The 17,899-nt window shown below is 68.7% G+C and carries 17 protein-coding genes and 3 pseudogenes; 7 read left to right on the top strand and 13 right to left on the bottom strand.

Going from position 1 to position 17,899, the window contains the following annotated elements:
• Positions 1 to 67: 67 nt before the first annotated feature.
• Positions 68 to 1,099: a class II fructose-bisphosphatase gene (gene glpX / locus P3G67_RS23080; protein ID WP_269853472.1), complete on the bottom strand. Its 1,032-nt coding sequence runs from the start codon at positions 1,097 to 1,099 to the stop codon at positions 68 to 70.
• 214 nt (positions 1,100 to 1,313) lie between these two features.
• Here glpX and P3G67_RS23075 point away from each other — a divergent pair, with 214 nt between their 5' ends.
• A complete protein-coding gene (locus tag P3G67_RS23075; RefSeq protein ID WP_276095227.1) occupies positions 1,314 to 1,823 on the top strand; it encodes a DUF4245 domain-containing protein in 510 nt (169 codons plus the stop codon).
• A 40-nt stretch (positions 1,824 to 1,863) separates the two neighbouring features.
• Here the strand turns inward: P3G67_RS23075 and P3G67_RS23070 are convergent, their stop codons facing one another.
• The 3 genes from P3G67_RS23070 to xseA are packed head-to-tail and all read right to left on the bottom strand — an operon-like array spanning position 1,864 to position 4,004.
• Positions 1,864 to 2,478, bottom strand: coding sequence for a malonic semialdehyde reductase (locus P3G67_RS23070; protein WP_276095169.1), 615 nt, complete (start codon positions 2,476 to 2,478; stop codon positions 1,864 to 1,866).
• Positions 2,471 to 2,731: an exodeoxyribonuclease VII small subunit gene (locus P3G67_RS23065; RefSeq protein WP_269853470.1), complete on the bottom strand. Its 261-nt coding sequence runs from the start codon at positions 2,729 to 2,731 to the stop codon at positions 2,471 to 2,473. The genes P3G67_RS23070 and P3G67_RS23065 overlap by 8 nt, the downstream gene beginning before the upstream one ends.
• A gap of 55 nt (positions 2,732 to 2,786) precedes the next feature.
• Entirely contained in the window at positions 2,787 to 4,004 is a 1,218-nt protein-coding gene (gene xseA / locus P3G67_RS23060) for an exodeoxyribonuclease VII large subunit (RefSeq protein WP_276095168.1), read from the bottom strand.
• Positions 4,005 to 4,196: 192 nt separating this feature from the next.
• Here xseA and P3G67_RS23055 point away from each other — a divergent pair, with 192 nt between their 5' ends.
• On the top strand, positions 4,197 to 4,664 hold the full coding sequence (locus tag P3G67_RS23055) for a DUF6542 domain-containing protein (RefSeq protein ID WP_276095167.1): 468 nt from the start codon (positions 4,197 to 4,199) through the stop codon (positions 4,662 to 4,664).
• A 167-nt stretch (positions 4,665 to 4,831) separates the two neighbouring features.
• Here the strand turns inward: P3G67_RS23055 and ppgK are convergent, their stop codons facing one another.
• Positions 4,832 to 5,566 (bottom strand): polyphosphate--glucose phosphotransferase, encoded by a 735-nt coding sequence (gene ppgK, locus P3G67_RS23050; protein ID WP_276095166.1) that lies wholly within the window; start codon positions 5,564 to 5,566, stop codon positions 4,832 to 4,834.
• A 10-nt stretch (positions 5,567 to 5,576) separates the two neighbouring features.
• Positions 5,577 to 6,630: pseudogene (locus tag P3G67_RS23045) on the bottom strand (4-hydroxy-3-methylbut-2-enyl diphosphate reductase).
• Positions 6,631 to 6,786: 156 nt separating this feature from the next.
• Here P3G67_RS23045 and P3G67_RS23040 point away from each other — a divergent pair.
• Positions 6,787 to 8,136: an APC family permease gene (locus tag P3G67_RS23040; protein WP_276095165.1), complete on the top strand. Its 1,350-nt coding sequence runs from the start codon at positions 6,787 to 6,789 to the stop codon at positions 8,134 to 8,136.
• Positions 8,137 to 8,196: 60 nt separating this feature from the next.
• Entirely contained in the window at positions 8,197 to 9,285 is a 1,089-nt protein-coding gene (gene ychF, locus P3G67_RS23035) for a redox-regulated ATPase YchF (RefSeq protein ID WP_276095164.1), read from the top strand.
• A 277-nt stretch (positions 9,286 to 9,562) separates the two neighbouring features.
• Here the strand turns inward: ychF and P3G67_RS23030 are convergent, their stop codons facing one another.
• Positions 9,563 to 10,189: a hypothetical protein gene (locus P3G67_RS23030; protein WP_276095163.1), complete on the bottom strand. Its 627-nt coding sequence runs from the start codon at positions 10,187 to 10,189 to the stop codon at positions 9,563 to 9,565.
• 678 nt (positions 10,190 to 10,867) lie between these two features.
• Here P3G67_RS23030 and P3G67_RS36350 point away from each other — a divergent pair.
• A pseudogene (locus P3G67_RS36350) lies at positions 10,868 to 10,972 on the top strand (IS982 family transposase); the annotation flags it as partial.
• 154 nt (positions 10,973 to 11,126) lie between these two features.
• Here the strand turns inward: P3G67_RS36350 and P3G67_RS23020 are convergent.
• From P3G67_RS23020 to P3G67_RS22995, 6 genes and pseudogenes are all read right to left on the bottom strand, one after another.
• Positions 11,127 to 11,441, bottom strand: a complete 315-nt coding sequence (locus P3G67_RS23020; protein WP_276095162.1) for a hypothetical protein — start codon at positions 11,439 to 11,441, stop codon at positions 11,127 to 11,129.
• A 366-nt stretch (positions 11,442 to 11,807) separates the two neighbouring features.
• Positions 11,808 to 12,688: pseudogene (locus tag P3G67_RS23015) on the bottom strand (transposase); the annotation flags it as partial.
• A gap of 142 nt (positions 12,689 to 12,830) precedes the next feature.
• Positions 12,831 to 13,544 carry a hypothetical protein gene (locus P3G67_RS23010; protein ID WP_276095161.1) on the bottom strand — a complete coding sequence of 238 codons (714 nt, stop codon included), beginning with the start codon at positions 13,542 to 13,544 and terminating at the stop codon, positions 12,831 to 12,833.
• 4 nt (positions 13,545 to 13,548) lie between these two features.
• Positions 13,549 to 14,775 (bottom strand): WXG100 family type VII secretion target, encoded by a 1,227-nt coding sequence (locus P3G67_RS23005; RefSeq protein WP_276095160.1) that lies wholly within the window; start codon positions 14,773 to 14,775, stop codon positions 13,549 to 13,551.
• Positions 14,772 to 15,074 (bottom strand): DUF6317 family protein, encoded by a 303-nt coding sequence (locus tag P3G67_RS23000; RefSeq protein ID WP_276095159.1) that lies wholly within the window; start codon positions 15,072 to 15,074, stop codon positions 14,772 to 14,774. The genes P3G67_RS23005 and P3G67_RS23000 overlap by 4 nt, the downstream gene beginning before the upstream one ends.
• Positions 15,071 to 15,391, bottom strand: coding sequence for an SAV_915 family protein (locus tag P3G67_RS22995; protein WP_276095158.1), 321 nt, complete (start codon positions 15,389 to 15,391; stop codon positions 15,071 to 15,073). Before P3G67_RS22995 ends, P3G67_RS23000 begins: the two co-directional genes overlap by 4 nt.
• Before the next feature lie 588 nt (positions 15,392 to 15,979).
• On the opposite strand from P3G67_RS22995, the gene P3G67_RS22990 reads away from it, so the two are divergent.
• Together P3G67_RS22990 and P3G67_RS22985 are read left to right on the top strand one after the other, a co-directional pair.
• Positions 15,980 to 16,441 (top strand): hypothetical protein, encoded by a 462-nt coding sequence (locus P3G67_RS22990; RefSeq protein ID WP_276095157.1) that lies wholly within the window; start codon positions 15,980 to 15,982, stop codon positions 16,439 to 16,441.
• A gap of 18 nt (positions 16,442 to 16,459) precedes the next feature.
• Positions 16,460 to 17,893 carry a WXG100 family type VII secretion target gene (locus P3G67_RS22985; protein ID WP_276095156.1) on the top strand — a complete coding sequence of 478 codons (1,434 nt, stop codon included), beginning with the start codon at positions 16,460 to 16,462 and terminating at the stop codon, positions 17,891 to 17,893.
• Positions 17,894 to 17,899: the final 6 nt, after the last annotated feature.

Here is a 17,899-nt window from a genome sequence, read left to right as displayed (position 1 = left end):
CCACACCACGCAGTACGGGACGGGGGCCCCGCCGAACCGGTCGGCGGGGCCCCCGCCCGTGTTGTCCCTATCGCGCGCGGTCGAAGTCGATCGCGCTGTACGCCCGCAGCTTCGACAGCTTGTGGGTGGAGTCGATCTGCCGGATCGTGCCCGACTTCGACCGCATCACCAGCGAAGAGGTGGTCGCGGTCTCCGCGCCGTACCGCACCCCGCGCAGCAGCTCGCCGTCGGTGATGCCGGTCGCGACGAAGAACACGTTCTCGCCGCCCACCAGGTCCTCGGTCCGCAGCACCCGGCCGAGGTCATGGCCCGCGTCCAGCGCACGCCGGCGCTCGACGTCGTCCTTGGGCCACAGCCGCCCCTGGAACGTGCCGCCGAGGCACTTGATGGCGCACGCCGCGATGATGCCCTCCGGCGTACCGCCGATGCCGAGCAGCAGGTCGACACCGGTGCCCTCGCGCACCGCCATGATCGCGCCCGCGACATCGCCGTCCGAGATGAACTTGATCCGGGCGCCGGTCTCGCGGATCTCCTTGACCAGGCCGTCGTGGCGCGGCCGGTCGAGCACCACGACCGTCACGTCCTCCGGGGCGCAGCCCTTGGCCTTGGCCACCGCGCGGATGTTGGCGCTGGCGGGGGCGGTGATGTCCACCGCGTCGGCGGACTCGGGGCCTGCGGCCAGCTTCTCCATGTAGAAGACCGCGGACGGGTCGAACATGGTGCCGCGCTCGGCGACCGCCAGCACCGAGACCGCGTTGGGCATGCCCTTGGCGGTCAGCGTGGTGCCGTCGACCGGGTCGACGGCCACATCGCACTCGGCGCCGGTGCCGTCACCGACCCGCTCGCCGTTGTAGAGCATCGGCGCCTCGTCCTTCTCGCCCTCGCCGATGACGACGACACCGTTCATCGACACGGTGTGGACGAGGGTGCGCATGGCCTTCACCGCCGCGCCGTCCGCGCCGTTCTTGTCACCGCGGCCCACCCAGCGACCGGCGGCCATGGCGGCTGCCTCGGTCACCCGGACCAGTTCCAGCGCGAGGTTGCGGTCAGGGGCCTCCGGGCTCACTTCGAGTTGGGACGGCAAGTTGTGCTCGGTCATCGAGCGCACCTTTCTGTACGGCGACGGCCGGAAACGAGGGTGTTGCGACCTTATCGGTAGCCCGCTCACCTTGAGCAGGGCGCCCGTCACATGAGCGCGTACACCAGCCATGATGACGCCGCACGGAGTATGCACGCCATAAGTGGGAGCGCCGCCATGGCACCCCTGGGGCCGACGGCGACGGCCATGGGGGACGATAGGGGGCGTGGCAAACATGCGTGGCAAGCAGACCGTACGGGACATGGTGCTGTCGATCGCGGTGATCGGCGTGCTCGTCGCGGGCATCTACGTCTTCGTCCCGCACTCCGGGGGCAACCCGGTCAAGACGGTCAGCTACCAGGTGGAGCTGGGGCAGGCACGGCGCGCGGCGCCGTATCCGGTGGCCGCGCCCGAGGGGCTGTCCAGCCAGTGGCGGGCGACGTCGGTGAGCTACGACGGTTCCGACCCGAGGAACTCGCAGTGGCACCTCGGCTTCATCGACCCGGAGAACCAGTACGTCGCGGTGGAGCAGACCAACGGCGACCCGCAGACGTTCATCTCCGACAAGACGCAGCAGTCCTCGCAGCAGGGCGGCTCTCAGACGGTGGCCGGTCAGGCCTGGCAGCGCTACGACGGCGGACGGTACCGCGCGCTGGTGCGGCAGCACGGCGGGGCGACCACGGTGGTCCTCGGCACCGCGCCGTACGACCAACTGGCCCAGATGGCCGCCGCCCTGCGGGGCTGAGCCGGGGTTGGGGGCGTTCGCCCCCAGGAGATCCCCGCCTTCAGACGCTGCTGACCACCTCGTCGTACTCCAGCCGCGGGGCCCGAGGCCGGTACGCGTCCGGGCCCGGCTTGCCGATGTTGACCACGGCCAGCACCCTGCGATCCCCCTCGGGGAAGAACTCCTTGTTCAGCCCCTCCGCGTCGAACCCGCTCATCGGCCCCGCGGCCAACCCGGCCGCGCGTATGCCGACGATGAAATAGCCGATCTGCAGCGCGCCGTTGAACGCGGCGGACCGCTCGCGGTCGGCGCGCTCGCTGAAGAACACGTCCTTGGCCTGCGGCATCTTCGGGAACAGTCGCGGCAGTTCGTGGTGGAAATCGTGGTCGGCGACCAGCAGCGCGGTCAGCGGAGCGCCGGCCGTCTTCGCCCGGTTCCCCTCGCTCAGATGCGTCAGCAGCCGCTGCCGGGCCTCGGCCGAGCGGACCAGGACCACTCGCAGCGGGGACTGGTTGAACGCCGTCGGCGCGTACTTGACCAGGTCGTAGACGGCTCTGATCTGCTCGTCGGTCACCGGTTCCCCGGTGAACGTGTTCGCCGTGTGCGCGGAGCGGAACAGCAGCTCCTGGGCGCCCGGGTCGAGCGCGAGCGGCGTGCTCGGCGGCTGATCACTCATCGCCGTCCTCCTGACCGGACCGCTCATCGTCCGTCCCCTCCTCGTCCTCGGCCAGCGCCGCGTCAAGCCGCGCCCTCGCGCCGTCCAGCCAGCGGCGGCACACCTTCGCCAGCTCCTCGCCGCGCTCCCACAGCGCGAGGGACTCCTCCAGCGTCGAGCCGCCCGCCTCCAGCCGCCGCACGACGTCGACCAGTTCGTCGCGCGCCTGCTCGTACCCCAGCGTGTCCCGCTCGGCCGTCTCCTGATCTGCCATGGGACCAAGCCTAGGCGCGGGGTACGACAGCGCTGTTAACGGCGCGAGACGCGGCTCATCCCGGGCCCTTGGCGACCCGCACGCTGAACTCGCCGTCCGCGACCCTGGCGCGCAGCTTCTCGTCCGCCGCCACCTCGTCGGCCGCCCGCACCACGGCACCGTCCGCGCGCTGGAGCACCGCGTAGCCGCGGCGCAGCGTCGCGGCGGGGGAGAGCGCCAGCACCCGGGCCCTGGTGTGCTCCAGCTCGGCGTCCGCCCGGTCCAGCAGATGGCCCAGACAGCGGCGGGAACGTTCCACCAGCGCGGCCACCTCCGCCTCCCGTTCCGTCACCATCCGGTGCGGATGCGCCATCGACGGACGGCTGACCGCGGCCGCCAGCCCCCGCTCCTCGCGCTCCAGCAGATTGCGCACGGTCCGCAGCGCCCGGTCCCGCAGCTGCTGTATCCGCAGCTGCTCCTCGCCGACGTCCGGCACCACCTTCTTGGCCGCGTCGGTGGGCGTGGAGGCACGCAGATCCGCCACCAGGTCCAGCAGCGGGGAGTCGGGCTCATGCCCGATCGCCGAGACCACCGGGGTACGGCAGGCGGCCACCGCGCGCACCAACTCCTCGTCGGAGAACGGCAGCAGGTCCTCCACGCTGCCGCCGCCCCGGGCCACCACGATCACGTCCACACCAGGGTGCGCGTCCAGGTTCCGGACCGCCTCGATGACCCTCGGCACCGCCTGTACGCCCTGCACCGGCACGTTGCGTACCTCGAAGCGGACGGCGGGCCAGCGGTGCCGGGCGTTCTCCAGCACGTCCCGCTCGGCCGCCGAGGCGCGACCGCAGACCAGGCCGATCAACTGCGGCAGGAACGGCAGGCGTTGCTTGCGGTCGGCGTCGAACAGCCCTTCCGCGGCCAGTGACTTCTTCAACCGCTCAAGCCGCGCCAGCAGTTCGCCCACACCGACCGGGCGGATCTCGGCGGCCCGCAGCGACAACTGGCCGCGCGGCGCGTACCACTCCGGCTTGGCGTGCACCATCACCCGCGCCCCCTCGGTGACCACGTCGGCCACCGCGTCGAACACGGCGCGGAAGCAGGTGACGCTGATCGACACGTCATGCGACGGATCGCGCAGCGTCAGGAACACCACGCCCGCGCCCGGGCGCCGGGACAGCTGGGTGATCTGCCCCTCGACCCACACCGCGCCCAGCCGGTCGATCCACCCCCCGATCAACCGCGACACCTCGCCGACCGGGATCGGTGCTTCCGCTGACGTGCTCAGTGCCATGTGCCGAGACTATCCGGCGGCACTGACAGTCCGAGCGCGTCCGGGCTCGCGGCCCCGGGGTTCCGGCTCCGGCCTAAGTTGGAATTTTCCGACTTCAGCATGAATCTGCTCGCTTTCGCCCGTGCGGGATGCCAATTTGGTGCGGTGGAGCAGCAACCCAGCACCCGCACGCCGCGAGCAGCCCGAAGCGGCGTGCCCGAGCCCACCGCGACCTGCTACCGGGCGCGTCGTCGCGCGTCGCTGCCCGCGCCAGTGGTGACGGCGGTGCGGCGTGTCCTGCGGCCGAGCGCCCGGCTCACCGGGCTGGGCACCGGGCTGCTGGTCGTCACGCTCACGGTGATCGGCGGCTCACTGGACAACGTCTTCACCGACGGCCCCGGCACGTTGTTCGGCGTGGTCTTCGTGATCGCGAGCGTGCTGGGAGCGCTGTGGGTACGGAACGCGGACCTGGCGGCCGCGCCGGTCAGCGCGCCCATCGCCTTCGCCCTGGCGCTGGGCGTGACCGGCGAGTCCGGCGACGGCAGCTTCCTCGGCCATGTCGCGGGCACCGTGACGGGGCTGGCGACCCGCACCGGATGGCTCTACGGCGGCACCGCGCTGGCGGCGGCCATCGCCGCCGCCCGCAAACTGAGTGCCGGGCGGGCCCGTAACCAGCCGTAGGGAGGTTGGTCAACGGCCGGGTGGCGGTGGGTCACCGAGCCGGGTGCGCCGACCGGGCTTCCGGCACCGACGCCTTCGCCGGCGGGGTTGCTCGCCGTCACGGTGGGGACACGCTCGGGCAGGCCCAAACGCCGCCCGCCGCCGGGGAGTTGGCGCGCCGCAGGCACTCACCGACCGCAGGCCATGGCCGCGCCCACGATGCCCGCGTTGTTCTGGAGCTCCGCGGGGACGATCTGGGCGCGGATGCCGTTGACCAGCGGCAGGAACTTGTCCGCCTTGCGGCTCACCCCGCCGCCGATCACGAACAGTTCGGGCGAGAACAGCATCTCGACGTGCGCCAGGTACTCCTCCACCCGGGCCGCCCAGTGCTTCCAGCTCAGGTCGTGGTCTTCCTTGGCCTTGGACGAGGCGCGCTTCTCCGCGTCGTGACCGTGCAGCTCCAGGTGCCCCAACTCGGTGTTGGGCACCAGCTGTCCACCGCTGAACACCGCGCTGCCGATCCCCGTACCGAACGTGAGCAGGATCACCGTTCCGTCGTGGCCCTTGCCCGCGCCGAAGGACATCTCGGCGATACCGGCCGCGTCCGCGTCGTTGATCAACGTGACCGGCAGCCCCAGCGTGTCGCTGAGCATGGCGCGGGCGTCCAGTCCGATCCAGGCCTTGTCCACGTTCGCCGCGGTGCGGGTCACGCCGTCCATGATCACCCCGGGGAACGTCACCCCGACCGGGCCCGACCAGCCGAAGTGTTCGACGACCTCCTTGACGCTCGCGGCCACCGCGTCCGGCTTGGCCGGATGCGGGGTGAGCACCTTGAAGCGCTCCTGCGCCAGGTCGCCGCGCTCCAGATCGACCGGGGCGCCCTTGATCCCGGATCCGCCGATGTCCACACCGAAGACATTCATAGGACCCAAGCTAAGGCCGCCCGGCCCCGGTCACCCCTCGGACCTGCCAGTTGCCTCGGGCCGCCCGTCGCCCGCCACCGCCTTGAAGGGATGCGCTACGCGCCTTCCGGATTCCTGAGATCGCGGCGCAGTTCCTTCGGCAGCGAGAACTGGATGTGCTCCTCCGCCGAGGTCACCACCTCGACGTCCGCGAAGCCGCGCTCGGCCAGCCACTCCAGCACGCCCTCGACCAGGATCTCCGGCACCGAGGCGCCCGAGGTGACGCCGACCGTCGACACGCCGTCCAGCCAGGCCTCGTCGATCTCGTCGGCGAAGTCCACCAGGTGCGCGTCCTTGGCACCGGCCTGCAACGCCACCTCCACCAGCCGCTTGGAGTTGGAGGAGTTCCGCGAGCCGACCACGATCACCAGGTCGGCGTCCGCGCCGATCTGCTTCACCGCGACCTGACGGTTCTGCGTGGCGTAGCAGATGTCATCGCTCGGCGGGCTGACCAGCGCCGGGAAGCGGTCCTTGAGCCGGTCGACGGTCTCCATCGTCTCGTCCACCGACAGCGTGGTCTGCGACAGCCACACCAACTTCTTCTCGTCGCGCACCTCAAGCTTCGCGACGTCCTCCGGGCCGTCCACCAGGTGGATGCGGTCCGGGGCCTCGCCCATGGTGCCGATGACCTCCTCGTGGCCCTCGTGGCCGATGAGCAGGATGTCGTAGTCCTCGCCCGCGAACCGCTGGGCCTCCTTGTGCACCTTGGTCACCAGGGGGCAGGTCGCGTCGATGGAGGCCAGGCGGCGCTCGGCGGCCTCCTCGTGCACCACCGGGGCGACGCCGTGGGCGGAGAAGATGACGATGGAGCCCTCGGGCACTTCCTCCGTCTCGTCGACGAAGATCGCGCCCTTCTTCTCCAGGGTCTGCACGACGTACTTGTTGTGCACGATCTCCTTGCGCACGTAGATCGGCGCCCCGTACTGCTCAAGCGCCTTCTCGACGGTGATCACGGCTCGGTCCACGCCTGCGCAGTAGCCGCGGGGAGCGGCAAGCAGGACCCGGCGGGAAGTCGTAGCAGTCATGCCCCCATCGTAAGGGCGCGCACCGACGCCCCCAGGGCGCGGCTTCGTACCCGCCGGGGCGCCCGCGGTGGTGCAATCGGGACGTCGAGCCCGCCGCCACCCTCAAGGGGAAGGCGCGTACGCGCCCGCTGCCCTGTCCGCCCCGAGGAGGCACCCGTGACCGCCGCACCGCAGCCCGTCCCGCTGCGCCGCACCCTGGGCGGGCGCGACCTGGTGGTCTACGGGCTGCTGTTCATCGCGCCGATGGCGCCGGTCGGGGTCTTCGGCGCGCTGGACGCGCGGTCGCGCGGCGCGGTAGCGCTGGTTTACGTGGTGGCCACGGTGGCGATGGGGTTCACCGCGTACTCGTATGCGCTGATGGTGCGGGTGGTGCCGCAGGCGGGCTCGGTGTTCGCGTACGCGCGGGCCGGTCTGGGTCCCGGGCCCGGGTTCATCGCGGGCTGGATGGCGATGCTCGACTACGTGCTGATTCCCGCGGTCGCCTATCTGTTCTCCGGTATCGCGCTGCACGCGCTCGTCCCGTCCGTCTCGCAGTGGGTCTTCACCGCGGCCGCCGTGGTGGTGACCACGGCCCTGAACATGTCGGGGGTACGGGCGGCGGCGCTGGTCGGCTTCCTGGTGCTGGCCATGGAGATCGCGGTACTGCTGGTCTTCGTCGGCGCGGCGGTGGCGGTACTGGTACGGCACGGCGCCAGCCGCGGCCTGGCCTCGCCGTTCACCGGGCAAGGAGGGTTCTCCGGCACGGCGGTGCTGGGCGCGGTGTCGGTGGCGGTGCTGTCCTACCTGGGGTTCGACGCGATCGCCGCGTTCGCCGAGGAGAGCAGCGGAGGGCCGCGGCGGGTGGCCCGGGCGGTGCTGTGCTGCCTGGCGCTGGCCGGGGTGCTGTTCGTCGTCCAGACGTATCTGGCCGCCCTGCTGTCCCAGCGGTCCTCCGCCGCGCTGGCCGCCGACCCGTCCCGGCAGGGCTCGGCCTTCTACGACGCGGTGGAGGCGGGCGTCGGCCACTGGCTGCACCAACTGGTCGCCGTGAGCAAGGCGATCGGCGCCGCGTTCGCGGCGCTGGCCGGGCAGGCGGCGGCCGGCCGGCTGCTGTTCGCCATGGCCAGGGAGCGGCGGCTGCCCGGTGCGCTGGCCAAGGTCGACCCTGGCAGCGGAGTGCCACGCCGTGCGCTGCTGGCGGCCGCCGCGGTGACGCTGGTCGCGGCGGTGTGGGCGGCGCGCCGGGCGGACGGCCTGGCCTGGCTGGTCTCGGTGGTGGACATCGGCGCGCTGACGGCGTTCTCACTGCTGCACCTGTCCGTGGTGGGCTGGTTCGCGGTACGGCACCGGGACGCCGGGTTCAGCGTCGTACGGCACATCGCGGTGCCGGTGCTGGGCCTCGCGGTGACCTGCGCGGTGATCGAGGCGGCGGCGCGCACCGCGCAGTGGGTCGGGCTCGGCTGGCTGGTACTGGGCCTGCTGGTGCTGCTGGCGCAACGCGGCGGGCGTACGATGCGGGCCGCTTAGACTGGGGGATCGGTCCCCGCTGGGACCGAACCATTCGTCCTCGCTCTGGGAAGTCGCCACGTGTCGCTCACGATCGGAATCGTCGGTCTGCCGAATGTCGGCAAGTCGACCCTGTTCAACGCCCTGACCAAGAACGACGTACTGGCGGCCAACTACCCGTTCGCCACCATCGAGCCGAACGTCGGCGTGGTCGGCGTCCCCGACCCGCGCCTGGACACGCTCGCCGAGCTCTTCGACTCGCAGCGCAAGCTCCCGGCCACCGTCGACTTCGTGGACATCGCGGGCATCGTGCGCGGCGCCTCCGAGGGCGAGGGCCTGGGCAACAAGTTCCTGGCGAACATCCGCGAGTCGGACGCGATCTGCCAGGTCATCCGGGCCTTCAAGGACGAGAACGTCGTCCACGTCGACGGCAAGATCTCGCCCAGGGACGACATCGAGACCATCAACACCGAGCTGATCCTCGCCGACCTGCAGACCATCGAGAAGGTCCTGCCGCGGCTGCAGAAGGAAGCCCGGCTGCAGAAGGACAAGGCCGCGGTGGTCGCCGCCGTCGAGGCCGCCCAGAAGATCCTGGAGGAGGGCCGCACCCTCTTCTCCGCGGGCATCCACAACGGCACCGAGCAGGCCGCGCTGCTGCGCGAGCTGTTCCTGCTCACCACCAAGCCGTTCCTGTACGTCTTCAACGTCGACGAGGACGAACTGGTCGACGAGGACTTCAAGAACGAGCAGCGCGCCCTGGTCGCCCCCGCCGAGGCGATCTTCCTCAACGCCAAGATCGAGTCCGAGCTGATCGAGCTGGACGACGACGAGGCGCTGGAGCTCCTCCAGTCCATGGGCCAGGACGAGCCCGGCCTGGCCACCCTCGCCCGCGTCGGTTTCGAGACCCTCGGCCTGCAGACCTACCTGACCGCGGGCCCCAAGGAGGCCCGCGCCTGGACCATCAAGAAGGGCGCCACCGCCCCCGAGGCCGCCGGAGTCATCCACACCGACTTCCAGAAGGGCTTCATCAAGGCGGAGATCATCTCCTTCGGCGACCTGATCGAATGCGGCTCGGTCACGGAGGCCCGCGCCCAGGGCAAGGCCCGCATGGAGGGCAAGGACTACGTCATGCAGGACGGGGACGTGGTGGAGTTCCGGTTCAACGTGTAGGCGGGGCTGCGGCGTTGGCGTGCCGCTTTGGTAAACGTGCACGTCTGGCGGGGTCGGTCCTGGTCGGGGCCGGCCCCGTTCGCGTGCCCGGTGCTGGATCGGTGCCGGATTGGGTGACGGGGCGTCAGCTCTATAGAAACCCGACGGGCAGCCGGGTGGTTGTGCCACCTCTGTTCGGCCGCTGTTGAGTGCCCGCAGGCGCCCTCGCACGGTACAGAGGCGGCCCAGGATTCGGCCGACGCCTCAGACGGCGTGCCGGCTGCGTCGGCCCCGTCGATCACTCAAGCGGTTGGCGAACGACCGGGAGCTGTTCGCTGTGAAGCCATGTGAAGGTGCGGTCGGGTTCTAGGTGGGCTTCTCCCCAGTGGATGGCATGGATGCCACTCTCCACGTCGGCAGTAAAGAAGACACAGACGAGTTTCGTGGAGGTTCCCAGCTCCTCGAACGCTTCGTGGAGCTCCAGGTACTCCTCTGTTGTCAGGTCGTCGTCGAGGTCGAACAGCGCATCCCGTGGCTCAGGTCCGTGCGCCCAGAACATCCGGCGTCGTGTGGGGGAAGCCTTCGCGGGCAAACGGGCGCAATCGAGCGCCCTTGGCCTATCTGCGTACTTGAAGGGGAAGAGCGCGTGATCGTTGATCACCGCGTACTCGTACCCCAGTACTTCTCGTACGGACTCACCCAGCTCGCGCGCCATCTCCGCGAGGTTCTCGCGTACGGCTTCTGCGAGGGTGACACCGTATGGACTTCGCTTCTTGAGCCCGGCTGTGAGGTGTGTGGCGTGGGCCTTCGCGTGCGCCTTGGCCAGTTGTACCGGAACTGCTGCAGCGATCCTGTCAGCCTGCTCTCCAAAGCGGCGCACCGCCCAAGCCGACGGCCTGCTCCCGTTGCCCCCTGACACAGCCATGCAGCGTCCCCTCCCCCAGTCGTCCGCCTATCAACTGTGTGACAGGCACAGGAAGTGATCACAAGGGAGCGATCCGGCCACACAAGGCAGAATGCTGCCTACACGATGGCCGGGGCCGTAGGAGATCCGCAGGAGTGATGCGGAGTGCGCCACGGCCCACCCCATCCGAGCCGCTGGCCGTATGCCACCAGCCACAGGCAGAGCCCGGCATACGCCCGCCCAGGAGACGAGACCGGCCAGGGAGAGCAACGACGGGCCGCTGGAAGACCCGCCGAAGCCCGGGTCGGTAGAGGGAAGTGCACGGCGTCGATACCGAGCGACGGCGCAACGGGGCGTTCCTCGTGCGCCACGAGTTCTTCGATAACCCGGCCACGGAAGCCCGGATCGAGGTATACCTCCGCGCACGGCAGACGGGTCGCCTCGCTGCCCGCCGGTCCCGGCCCGAACGACCGACCGGGCACGGTGGTGCCGGGCTCTGGCGGCACGTGGGCCGGGCGCGCCGGTGGACCGGCCTGCCCTTGCGCACGCACGCCATGACTCCCCCGATCAGGATCCCCTGAGGTAACTGCTATGCGCCGTTAGGGAGTTGCCATCCGTTGCAGAGAGCGCAGTCTAGGTGAATGAGCCAGATGTTTGTGCTGCCTGCGACCGTGACGAAGGGCGCCCGTTGGCTCGTGTGTGACTACCGGCCTGGACGCCCTTCTGGAGGCATTGTCCGTGTTCATCGACGACCATGTGCTGGGCTTCCCTTCGCCCCGGCACTGGATCTGCTTCGCTCACGCCTGACTGGGGCACCTCTTTCGCTACCTGCCCCAGCAGTCGGCCTGCAAGAGCCGCCCGCCACATTGAACCAAAGTGCGGCCACGGCGACACACCACGTTGTCCTGGCAGATGCGGGCACGCCGCCAGGGTGCATCCTCCCCGGTCGACGCGTCCTTTAGCGTGCGGGTCGGTGCTCCTGCGCCGCGCGCCGCGCGGCGACCTCGCTGGGGTACTCGCGTACCGTCACCGCAGCGCATACCCAGCCCATGGCCCATGCTGCGAGGGCGGGTAGTACGGGTGCTGCGAGGAGTGCCGCTCCGCGTCCGGCGGCTATCAGGCCAGGGGTGCGACGTGTCTCGTCTCGCTTGCGCTCAGCGACCTGGGTTGGGGTAGGCGGGTCCAGCAGCTTCTCTCGGTGGCCTTTGCGTTGTACCCGCCAGCCCCACACCAGGGCCACTCCGGAGCCCGCGATCTGTGCCCAGTCCCACATGGAACGCACGGTAGGCGGCAGGACGGTCCTGAAGCCGCGATAGAGGCTCACGGCGATGAAACATACGAAGGCCATGACGGCTAGCAACATGAGCCCTGTGGTCGCTCGGCGCAGCCAGTACCGCATGCCGCGCGCGTACCAGGTGGTGCCAAGGCCCGGGAGCTCGACGAGTGCTGGTGCCGTTGTCTCAGAAGATGCTCTGGATGCCACCCCACACATCCTCTCCCAGCCGCTTGAAGTCGCCGCCTGTCTGCTGAACACGTCACCGGTTCCATCCAGGACACCCATAACGTAGCCGTTCTTGTGGATGTTGGGTCTGTCCGATCAATGGCCCTGTCTCACTTTCGGTGGTGACGGAGAGTGTCGCTATCCGAGGAGGATGCGGTGGGGCGAAGAAGGGTGAAGCCTGCTCGTCCGTGCATCTGGCGTGCGATCCGCTTGGTCTTGGTGTTGACACCCTCGGTCGGGCCGTTGCTGTACGGGAGCATGAGCGCGGCGATCACGGCGTCGCGGTCTCGCTCCAAGCCCCGGGTGAAGGCGTGCAGATGGGGCAGGTCGGCCGCGCGGACCCGGGCGATCCAGTGTGGGAGCGCGTCGGCATTTCCTGCGTGAGGGATCAGGAGCTGGGCGAAGTCGCCGATGCAGGCGGCCAGTTGGGTCAATTCGGGGCAGGCAGCGGTGAGCCGGGCCAAGAGGTCGTGGTGTTCGGCTTTGAGGTTGTCGGGCCTGGTGAGGAGCATCCGGGCGAGTCTGCGCGCGGAGATGTGGCTGCGGTCGGCGTCCGCGCGGCCTTGGTTGATGTACTTGTGCAGGAGGCTCAGGCAGCCGGTGAAGCCGAGGGCCTTGATCTCTTCGAAGAGGTGCTTGATGGGGGCGGCGGGGTCCTCGGCCCGGCGCTTGCGCAGGTGCTCGCGGTAGGGATCGACAAGGCTGGCATGGTACTTGGGGACTCGGAGCATCCGCTCGGGCCGATCGGCTCGCGCGTAGCGTTTGACGGTGTTCAGGGCCAGTTGCAGACGTCGGGCGCACTCGAGCAGGCCCACGCCCTGGTCGAGCAGGCCGTGGACCTGGTGCCAGCGTTCCAGGGTGGTCCGTGCGCGGGGCCCGTCGTAAAGGGGCGCGTCCAGGACACAGGCCCAGCAACTGCTGTGCGCCTTCACCTCGCTCAGGACGGCTTCGCACAGGTTGTGCCACACATGCCTTCGATCGGTGACCTGCACCGCGTCGGGCAGGGTGCTCGCTCGCCGACGAAGTCGGCGAGTTCGACGCATAGCGTGGCGGGTGCGCGCCGTCCGTTGGGTGCCGTGCGGCGGTGCGCGGGCTCGCTGTCCGGGGTCCAGTCCCAGCCGGTGAGCCGATCTGCGTAAGCGGCGGCCGCGGCCCCTACGCTCAACGGCGCTTGCCGCTCCGTCGTTTGCGCCCTGTGGACGTCTCGTACCTGTGCAGTGCTTCGCGGGCGACGGATTCGCCGGGGAAGTTCTTCCGCAGGGCCGACAGGAAGATGGCCAGTGTCATTCCGGCGATGCAGGGTGCGAGGAAGACGAGGGCCAAAGGCGCCAGTATCCGCATCGCGCCATACGTGAAGGGCGGGCTGGTGGACGCGTCCGAGCCGACCCCGTGGAGCTCCAGCCTCCGCCAGAACTTCAGGAAGTACGCCACAGCCGGCGCCCACCAGATCGGCACGATGGCGATTTCCAGTGCCAGCGGCAGGTGCGCCTTGACGAAGAGCATGACCGTGGCCTCGACGGCGAGGAGGTCCATCATCAAGGCGATCAGCAGCCACATCAGCGCATAGGGAATCCGGCGTGCCCAGTACCCGGCGCCTCGCTCAACCCAGCTCTCACCGATGACTCCGAGCCGCGGGCGTCCTCGTTGTTGCCCTGCGTAGCGGTTCACTAGGATTTCACGGCGCGCCGCCTGCCGGGTGCCGCGTAGCTCGTCCAGTGCCCACTGCCACTTCTCGCGTGACCGCCAGGGCAGCCAGCGCGGGAAGTACACAGCCTGTCGCTCCTCGGGTAGAAGCAAACGTTCGTATGCGTCGTGCCGAGCGCGGACGTCCTGTATGCGGGAGGCAACCGTCCACGGGTTTTCTTCGCTCGTCATGGCGTCACCCAAATATTCCTTGCCACATGCCTTTGGCCGTCCCTACGGGGTCCGCGATCGAGCTGATGACTTTAGCGCCCTCGTCGGCGAAGTCACTCTTGATCGTGTGCCATGTGCCCTGGGCGAGGCTGTAGCCCACGCCCAGGACGACCCCGTCGTCATGGATGTTCTTCGACCAGTGCGTGGAGTGCGTGAACTCGGTGGCCAAGGACGAGGCGGCGTAGCCGATGAGCGGCGCGAACGGGCCGGTCTCCGCGCTCGCGACCTCGGCCGCTATTCCCACCAGGTTGGCTCCGCCGTCGGCGGCTATGGAATGCGTCCACGACCAGCCCCGGTTGTGGTCCTCCCGGGCCGTGGCATAGGTGCCGAACGTCGCTGCGGCGATGTCGAGGTAGGGCACCTGGTCGGCTATCCGCACCCAACGGTCCACCGCGCCCATGTTCTTCAGCAGGTCGGCGGGCGTCCGATTGAACCACTTACCGAGCTTGACGTCGTTCCCGAAGAACTCCGCGACCGCGAGATCGGCCCGTTCGGACTTCAGAGCGTCGCGAATGCCCTTCATATCCTGGGTCAACTGCTTGCGGATCTTGGGATCGGTCTCGATCCTGCGGGCTTCCTTCGCGTCCCCGTATTTCGCCTGGAGCCGGCGGATCCGTTTGTCGTGCGCAGACTTCGCCATGCCTTCCGGCAGGTAGAAGTAGTCGTGCAGCAAGGCCGCCAGGGATGCCGCATCCGCATCCCCGAGAAGCGAGGCACCACCCGGTGTGCTCGGGTCGCAGAGCGCCAAGAGCGGATACAGCTTCTGCTTGGCGAGTTCCCGCGCGTCGCTGGCCTGCTTCATGGCAGCCTTCGCCGCGTTTTCATACGTAGTGAGGGTGGCCCCGTCCGTGGTCGGCAGCGGGATGTCGTCTGCCCCGAACTTCAGCCCCTTGGCGACCGCAGCGTCTTTGGCGTCGCTCAACGCGTTGATGGCCGAACTGAGCGACGTCGCAAGTTCGTTGATGGCCCCTTCGGCCTCACCCACCGCCTTGGCGACCACACCGATCGCGGTGGAGTCGGCTTCCCAAGCGGCACGGAAGGAGTCCGCCGCGTCACCGCGCCACCCAGCGTCGGATACCAGTGCCTCAACGGTTTTGTTGATGGCCGTCACCATGCTCTGCATGGGCTGCACCGCGCCGCCGAGGTCGAAGCCGATCCCGTAGAGACCGGACACGTCTCCCTTGATCGTCATCCCGCGTCCTTGATCATGCTGTCGAGCAGTCGGGCCACGTCCGCGTCGTTGCTCTGGTAGTGGTCCCCGGCCGTTTTCAGGGATCTGGCGTGACCGTGAAGCTTGCGCACTATTCCCTCGTGCAACGCACCGAACGCGGTCAGAAGGGACGCCAGGATCGTGTCGAGATCCGCGTCGCCGGTCGTCGTGGGTGTCGGAGCGACCAAATGGCGGAGCTTGTCCAAATCATCGGCCTCGTTACCGAAGCACTTGGACATGGCCATGATGTCGGCGTGGATGACCTGGAAGTCAGCGCTCATCGGCTCACCATCGCGGTGACCGCTTGGACGTTCTCGGCGCTCCAACGGGGAGTGTCCGGATCCATAACGGGATCGATAAGGATCCGCTGCGCGCCATGGAGTTGAGCCAACTTGCTGAAGCCGATCGCCGGGAGCCCGATCCACGGCTGATGCTCGCCCAGTGCTGTCACCAGGGCGTCGGGGCTGGTGAAGGCGATGCCCACCTTTCCCTGGCCAGGGATCACCCGCAGCTCGAGGTTCACGCCTCGCAGGTCACCCTCGCGCACCGGATGAGCAGGTACACACAAAATGTCGGTGTCGCATGGCAGTTGCGTCACTACCCTCGCCCCCGTCCCCTGTCTGTCATGGGACCGTACACGAGGCGCTGGCGAGTGAGCGGCGAGGCCTGTCAGAGCAGCTAGTGCCCGGTACGACCGGGACGTTGGGTGAACCGCTCCGCTTCCTCGCGCGGTTCGTCCACCCGCTGCCGGGCAGCTAGCTCCCGCTCCTTCAGCAGTCCCCCTACCGACGCCACCGCCAACCTCCTCCAGCAAGACGACGCGACGCGCCGTCCCTCCCGGACCGCATGCGGTCTCACGCCCGACCAGCGGCAACGCACCCGTCGCATTCGGGTACGACAACGGCTTCTCAACGATGCCGTCGCCGCGGAAGTGTTTGATCGCTTCGACTGGCAGCTATCTGCTGTAGGTCACGCGACGCGGTTCGCGTCGGCCTTCGAAGCGGCACAGCGAGGGATCGAAGCGTGCGTGCATCAGCGGCTCCCCTGGCCCGGACGATCAGGTGGCCTGGCAGCCGCCAGGGTTGGCGCCTTGGAGGGCTGCTCGGTCGCCAACTTGGTTGGGCGTTGTCAGAGGGGGTCGATAGAGTGATGCCAGGTGTAAGGGTGGTGTTAGGGGGAGGGCACCGTGGTCGCGCCCAGCAATGATGCGAAGGTTCTTGCAGTCAAGGCCGAGTCGCTTGCGGTGTTCAAGGGCCGTGTCGACAAGATGCTCAGCGACTTGGAGAAGTCTCAGGCGTCGCACACCAACGTCGGGACGCAGGGGATCTCGCACTCGTCGTACGGCGAAGGCTTTGCTGAGGCAAGCGATCTGGCGGGCCTGTACGACAAGGTCCACAGTCGGCTCGTCGCTCTGTCGCAGGCGTTTGGGGACCAGATAGAGGCCCTTGGCATCGCCGTCCAGATGGCCAAGGACGGCTACAGCGGCGTCGACCAGGAACAGATGGAGCGGCTCATCGCGATCCAGCAGAGCACCGAGCAGCTCTACCAGAACCCGAAGTCAAGCGCATCCGGTGCGCAGTCGCCCGCTTCGTCGACCCACCAGTCGACCGAGGGCCAGGGTAAGACCGCCGCTCCGGGCAGCATTTAGGCACCGGGGGGGGAGCAGATGGGGCAGGGCAACGACGGCATCACCGCTGGCCAGATGAATGTCACCGCGTGCTATCGCGGTAAGACCGACTTCGAGGGCAAGTCCTTCGAGGACATGCATGCCATGGTGGCGAACGCCATGCCGAGCGATCTCACCAGCACGGGCCACGCCCTCCTGGCCGCTCAGAAGCAGGTCGAGTCCATCGCCAACGACCTCAAGACGTACGGACAAGGGGTTGAGTGGCAGAGTAATGCCGCCGACGCCTTTCACGAGTGGGTCGACCAACTGTCCAAGCAGAGCTTCACGTTGGCCAACTACACGGGGACAGCGGGCGACCACATCCTCGCGGCGGGTCAGGCGCTCTCCGAGGTGACGGGGACCATGTACTCACTGTCCAAGGGCGGTGGCAAGGCGAGCGAGTCGGACCGCCAAGAGGCCATCAACCAGATGAACAAGCTGACCTCTTACTACGTGACGTCTACTGAGACGATCTCGCAGCAGGAGGAGCCGGTCTTTCAGCCGATGCCGACAAACATGATGCCAGGTAAATTCGGTGGAGGACTCAGCGACCACCCTTACGCCTCGCCCGACGCGACGACCAGCGCTACCACACCGTATGGTGAAGCGTACGAGCCATCGATAGCCCAAGGTGTTAGTGGCGATACTCCGGCAGGGGCGATGAGGTCGAGCAATGGCTCGGCGGCTACGGCAGAACAGGTCCGTCAGCGCGAGCCACGGGGAGATGCTGGCCCGCATACGTCAATTGACTCGGTGGCTCATGCCCCCACCGCGCCGCCCTTGGCGCCGCATGGCAGTAATGCACCGCTGGAACCTTCGGTCACCCCGCCGAGGAGCATCGGCATTCCTCACGTGGCCACCACCCCCGGAGTTGGCCTTGGCGACATAACTCCACCTATCCCAGAGAGAGCTGTCGAGGCACCCAAAGGCCTCGGTGGGTTGGGCGGATACCGTGTCCCGGCGAGTGGCGGCTTGCCGAGCGAAGGGGGTGGCGACGGGATCGTCGGGGGCATGCCCAGCCGTAACGGAGCCTCCATGTCCTCGCCTCGACTCCCTCGGGGAACCGTCATCGGCGGAGAAGGCGAGCCGTCTGCTGCAGGCTCGATGTTCCGTGGGCCGATGGGCGCCGGCGCGGTAGCGAACGTCGGTGGTCGAGCGCCAGGCGCTCCTACGAGTCCTGGTCGCCGCCTGGCTTCCGAAGTAGGTGGAGTCGTGGGCGAGGCCCACGAGCTGGGCCCGGCCGCGAGGGAGTTCACCCCTGGCGGTGCCGGCCTGGTGAGGGAAGGCCAGGGTGTCGGAATGATGCCATCGGCTGGCGTAGGGTCGACAGGCTCTGCTCGACGCACCTCCCGTGCTCGCCCGGACTATCTCGAAGAAGACGAAGAGACGTGGAAGGCGAGCCGACAGGGCGTCGTGCCACGTGTCATTGAGTAAGCCACA

The sequence above is a fragment of the Streptomyces silvisoli genome, from assembly GCF_029269905.1.
In the GTDB taxonomy this organism is placed as follows: Bacteria; Actinomycetota; Actinomycetes; order Streptomycetales; family Streptomycetaceae; genus Streptantibioticus_A; species Streptantibioticus_A silvisoli_A.
The sequence above is the reverse complement of the archived record's forward strand: the minus strand, read 5'-3'. Positions and strand labels throughout refer to the sequence as shown.

What these genes read in the sequence shown, in the direction of transcription:
- xseA (WP_276095168.1), bottom strand. Translation starts at nt 4,004, where the DNA reads ATGGCACTGAGCACGTCAGCGGAAGCACCGATCCCGGTCGGCGAGGTG.
- P3G67_RS22985 (WP_276095156.1), top strand. Translation starts at nt 16,460, where the DNA reads ATGGGGCAGGGCAACGACGGCATCACCGCTGGCCAGATGAATGTCACC.
- glpX (WP_269853472.1), bottom strand. Translation starts at nt 1,099, where the DNA reads ATGACCGAGCACAACTTGCCGTCCCAACTCGAAGTGAGCCCGGAGGCC.
- P3G67_RS23020 (WP_276095162.1), bottom strand. Translation starts at nt 11,441, where the DNA reads ATGTGGGACTGGGCACAGATCGCGGGCTCCGGAGTGGCCCTGGTGTGG.
- P3G67_RS23070 (WP_276095169.1), bottom strand. Translation starts at nt 2,478, where the DNA reads ATGAGTGATCAGCCGCCGAGCACGCCGCTCGCGCTCGACCCGGGCGCC.
- P3G67_RS23065 (WP_269853470.1), bottom strand. Translation starts at nt 2,731, where the DNA reads ATGGCAGATCAGGAGACGGCCGAGCGGGACACGCTGGGGTACGAGCAG.
- P3G67_RS23005 (WP_276095160.1), bottom strand. Translation starts at nt 14,775, where the DNA reads ATGACGATCAAGGGAGACGTGTCCGGTCTCTACGGGATCGGCTTCGAC.
- P3G67_RS23030 (WP_276095163.1), bottom strand. Translation starts at nt 10,189, where the DNA reads ATGGCTGTGTCAGGGGGCAACGGGAGCAGGCCGTCGGCTTGGGCGGTG.
- ppgK (WP_276095166.1), bottom strand. Translation starts at nt 5,566, where the DNA reads ATGAATGTCTTCGGTGTGGACATCGGCGGATCCGGGATCAAGGGCGCC.
- P3G67_RS23010 (WP_276095161.1), bottom strand. Translation starts at nt 13,544, where the DNA reads ATGACGAGCGAAGAAAACCCGTGGACGGTTGCCTCCCGCATACAGGAC.
- P3G67_RS23075 (WP_276095227.1), top strand. Translation starts at nt 1,314, where the DNA reads ATGCGTGGCAAGCAGACCGTACGGGACATGGTGCTGTCGATCGCGGTG.
- P3G67_RS23000 (WP_276095159.1), bottom strand. Translation starts at nt 15,074, where the DNA reads ATGAGCGCTGACTTCCAGGTCATCCACGCCGACATCATGGCCATGTCC.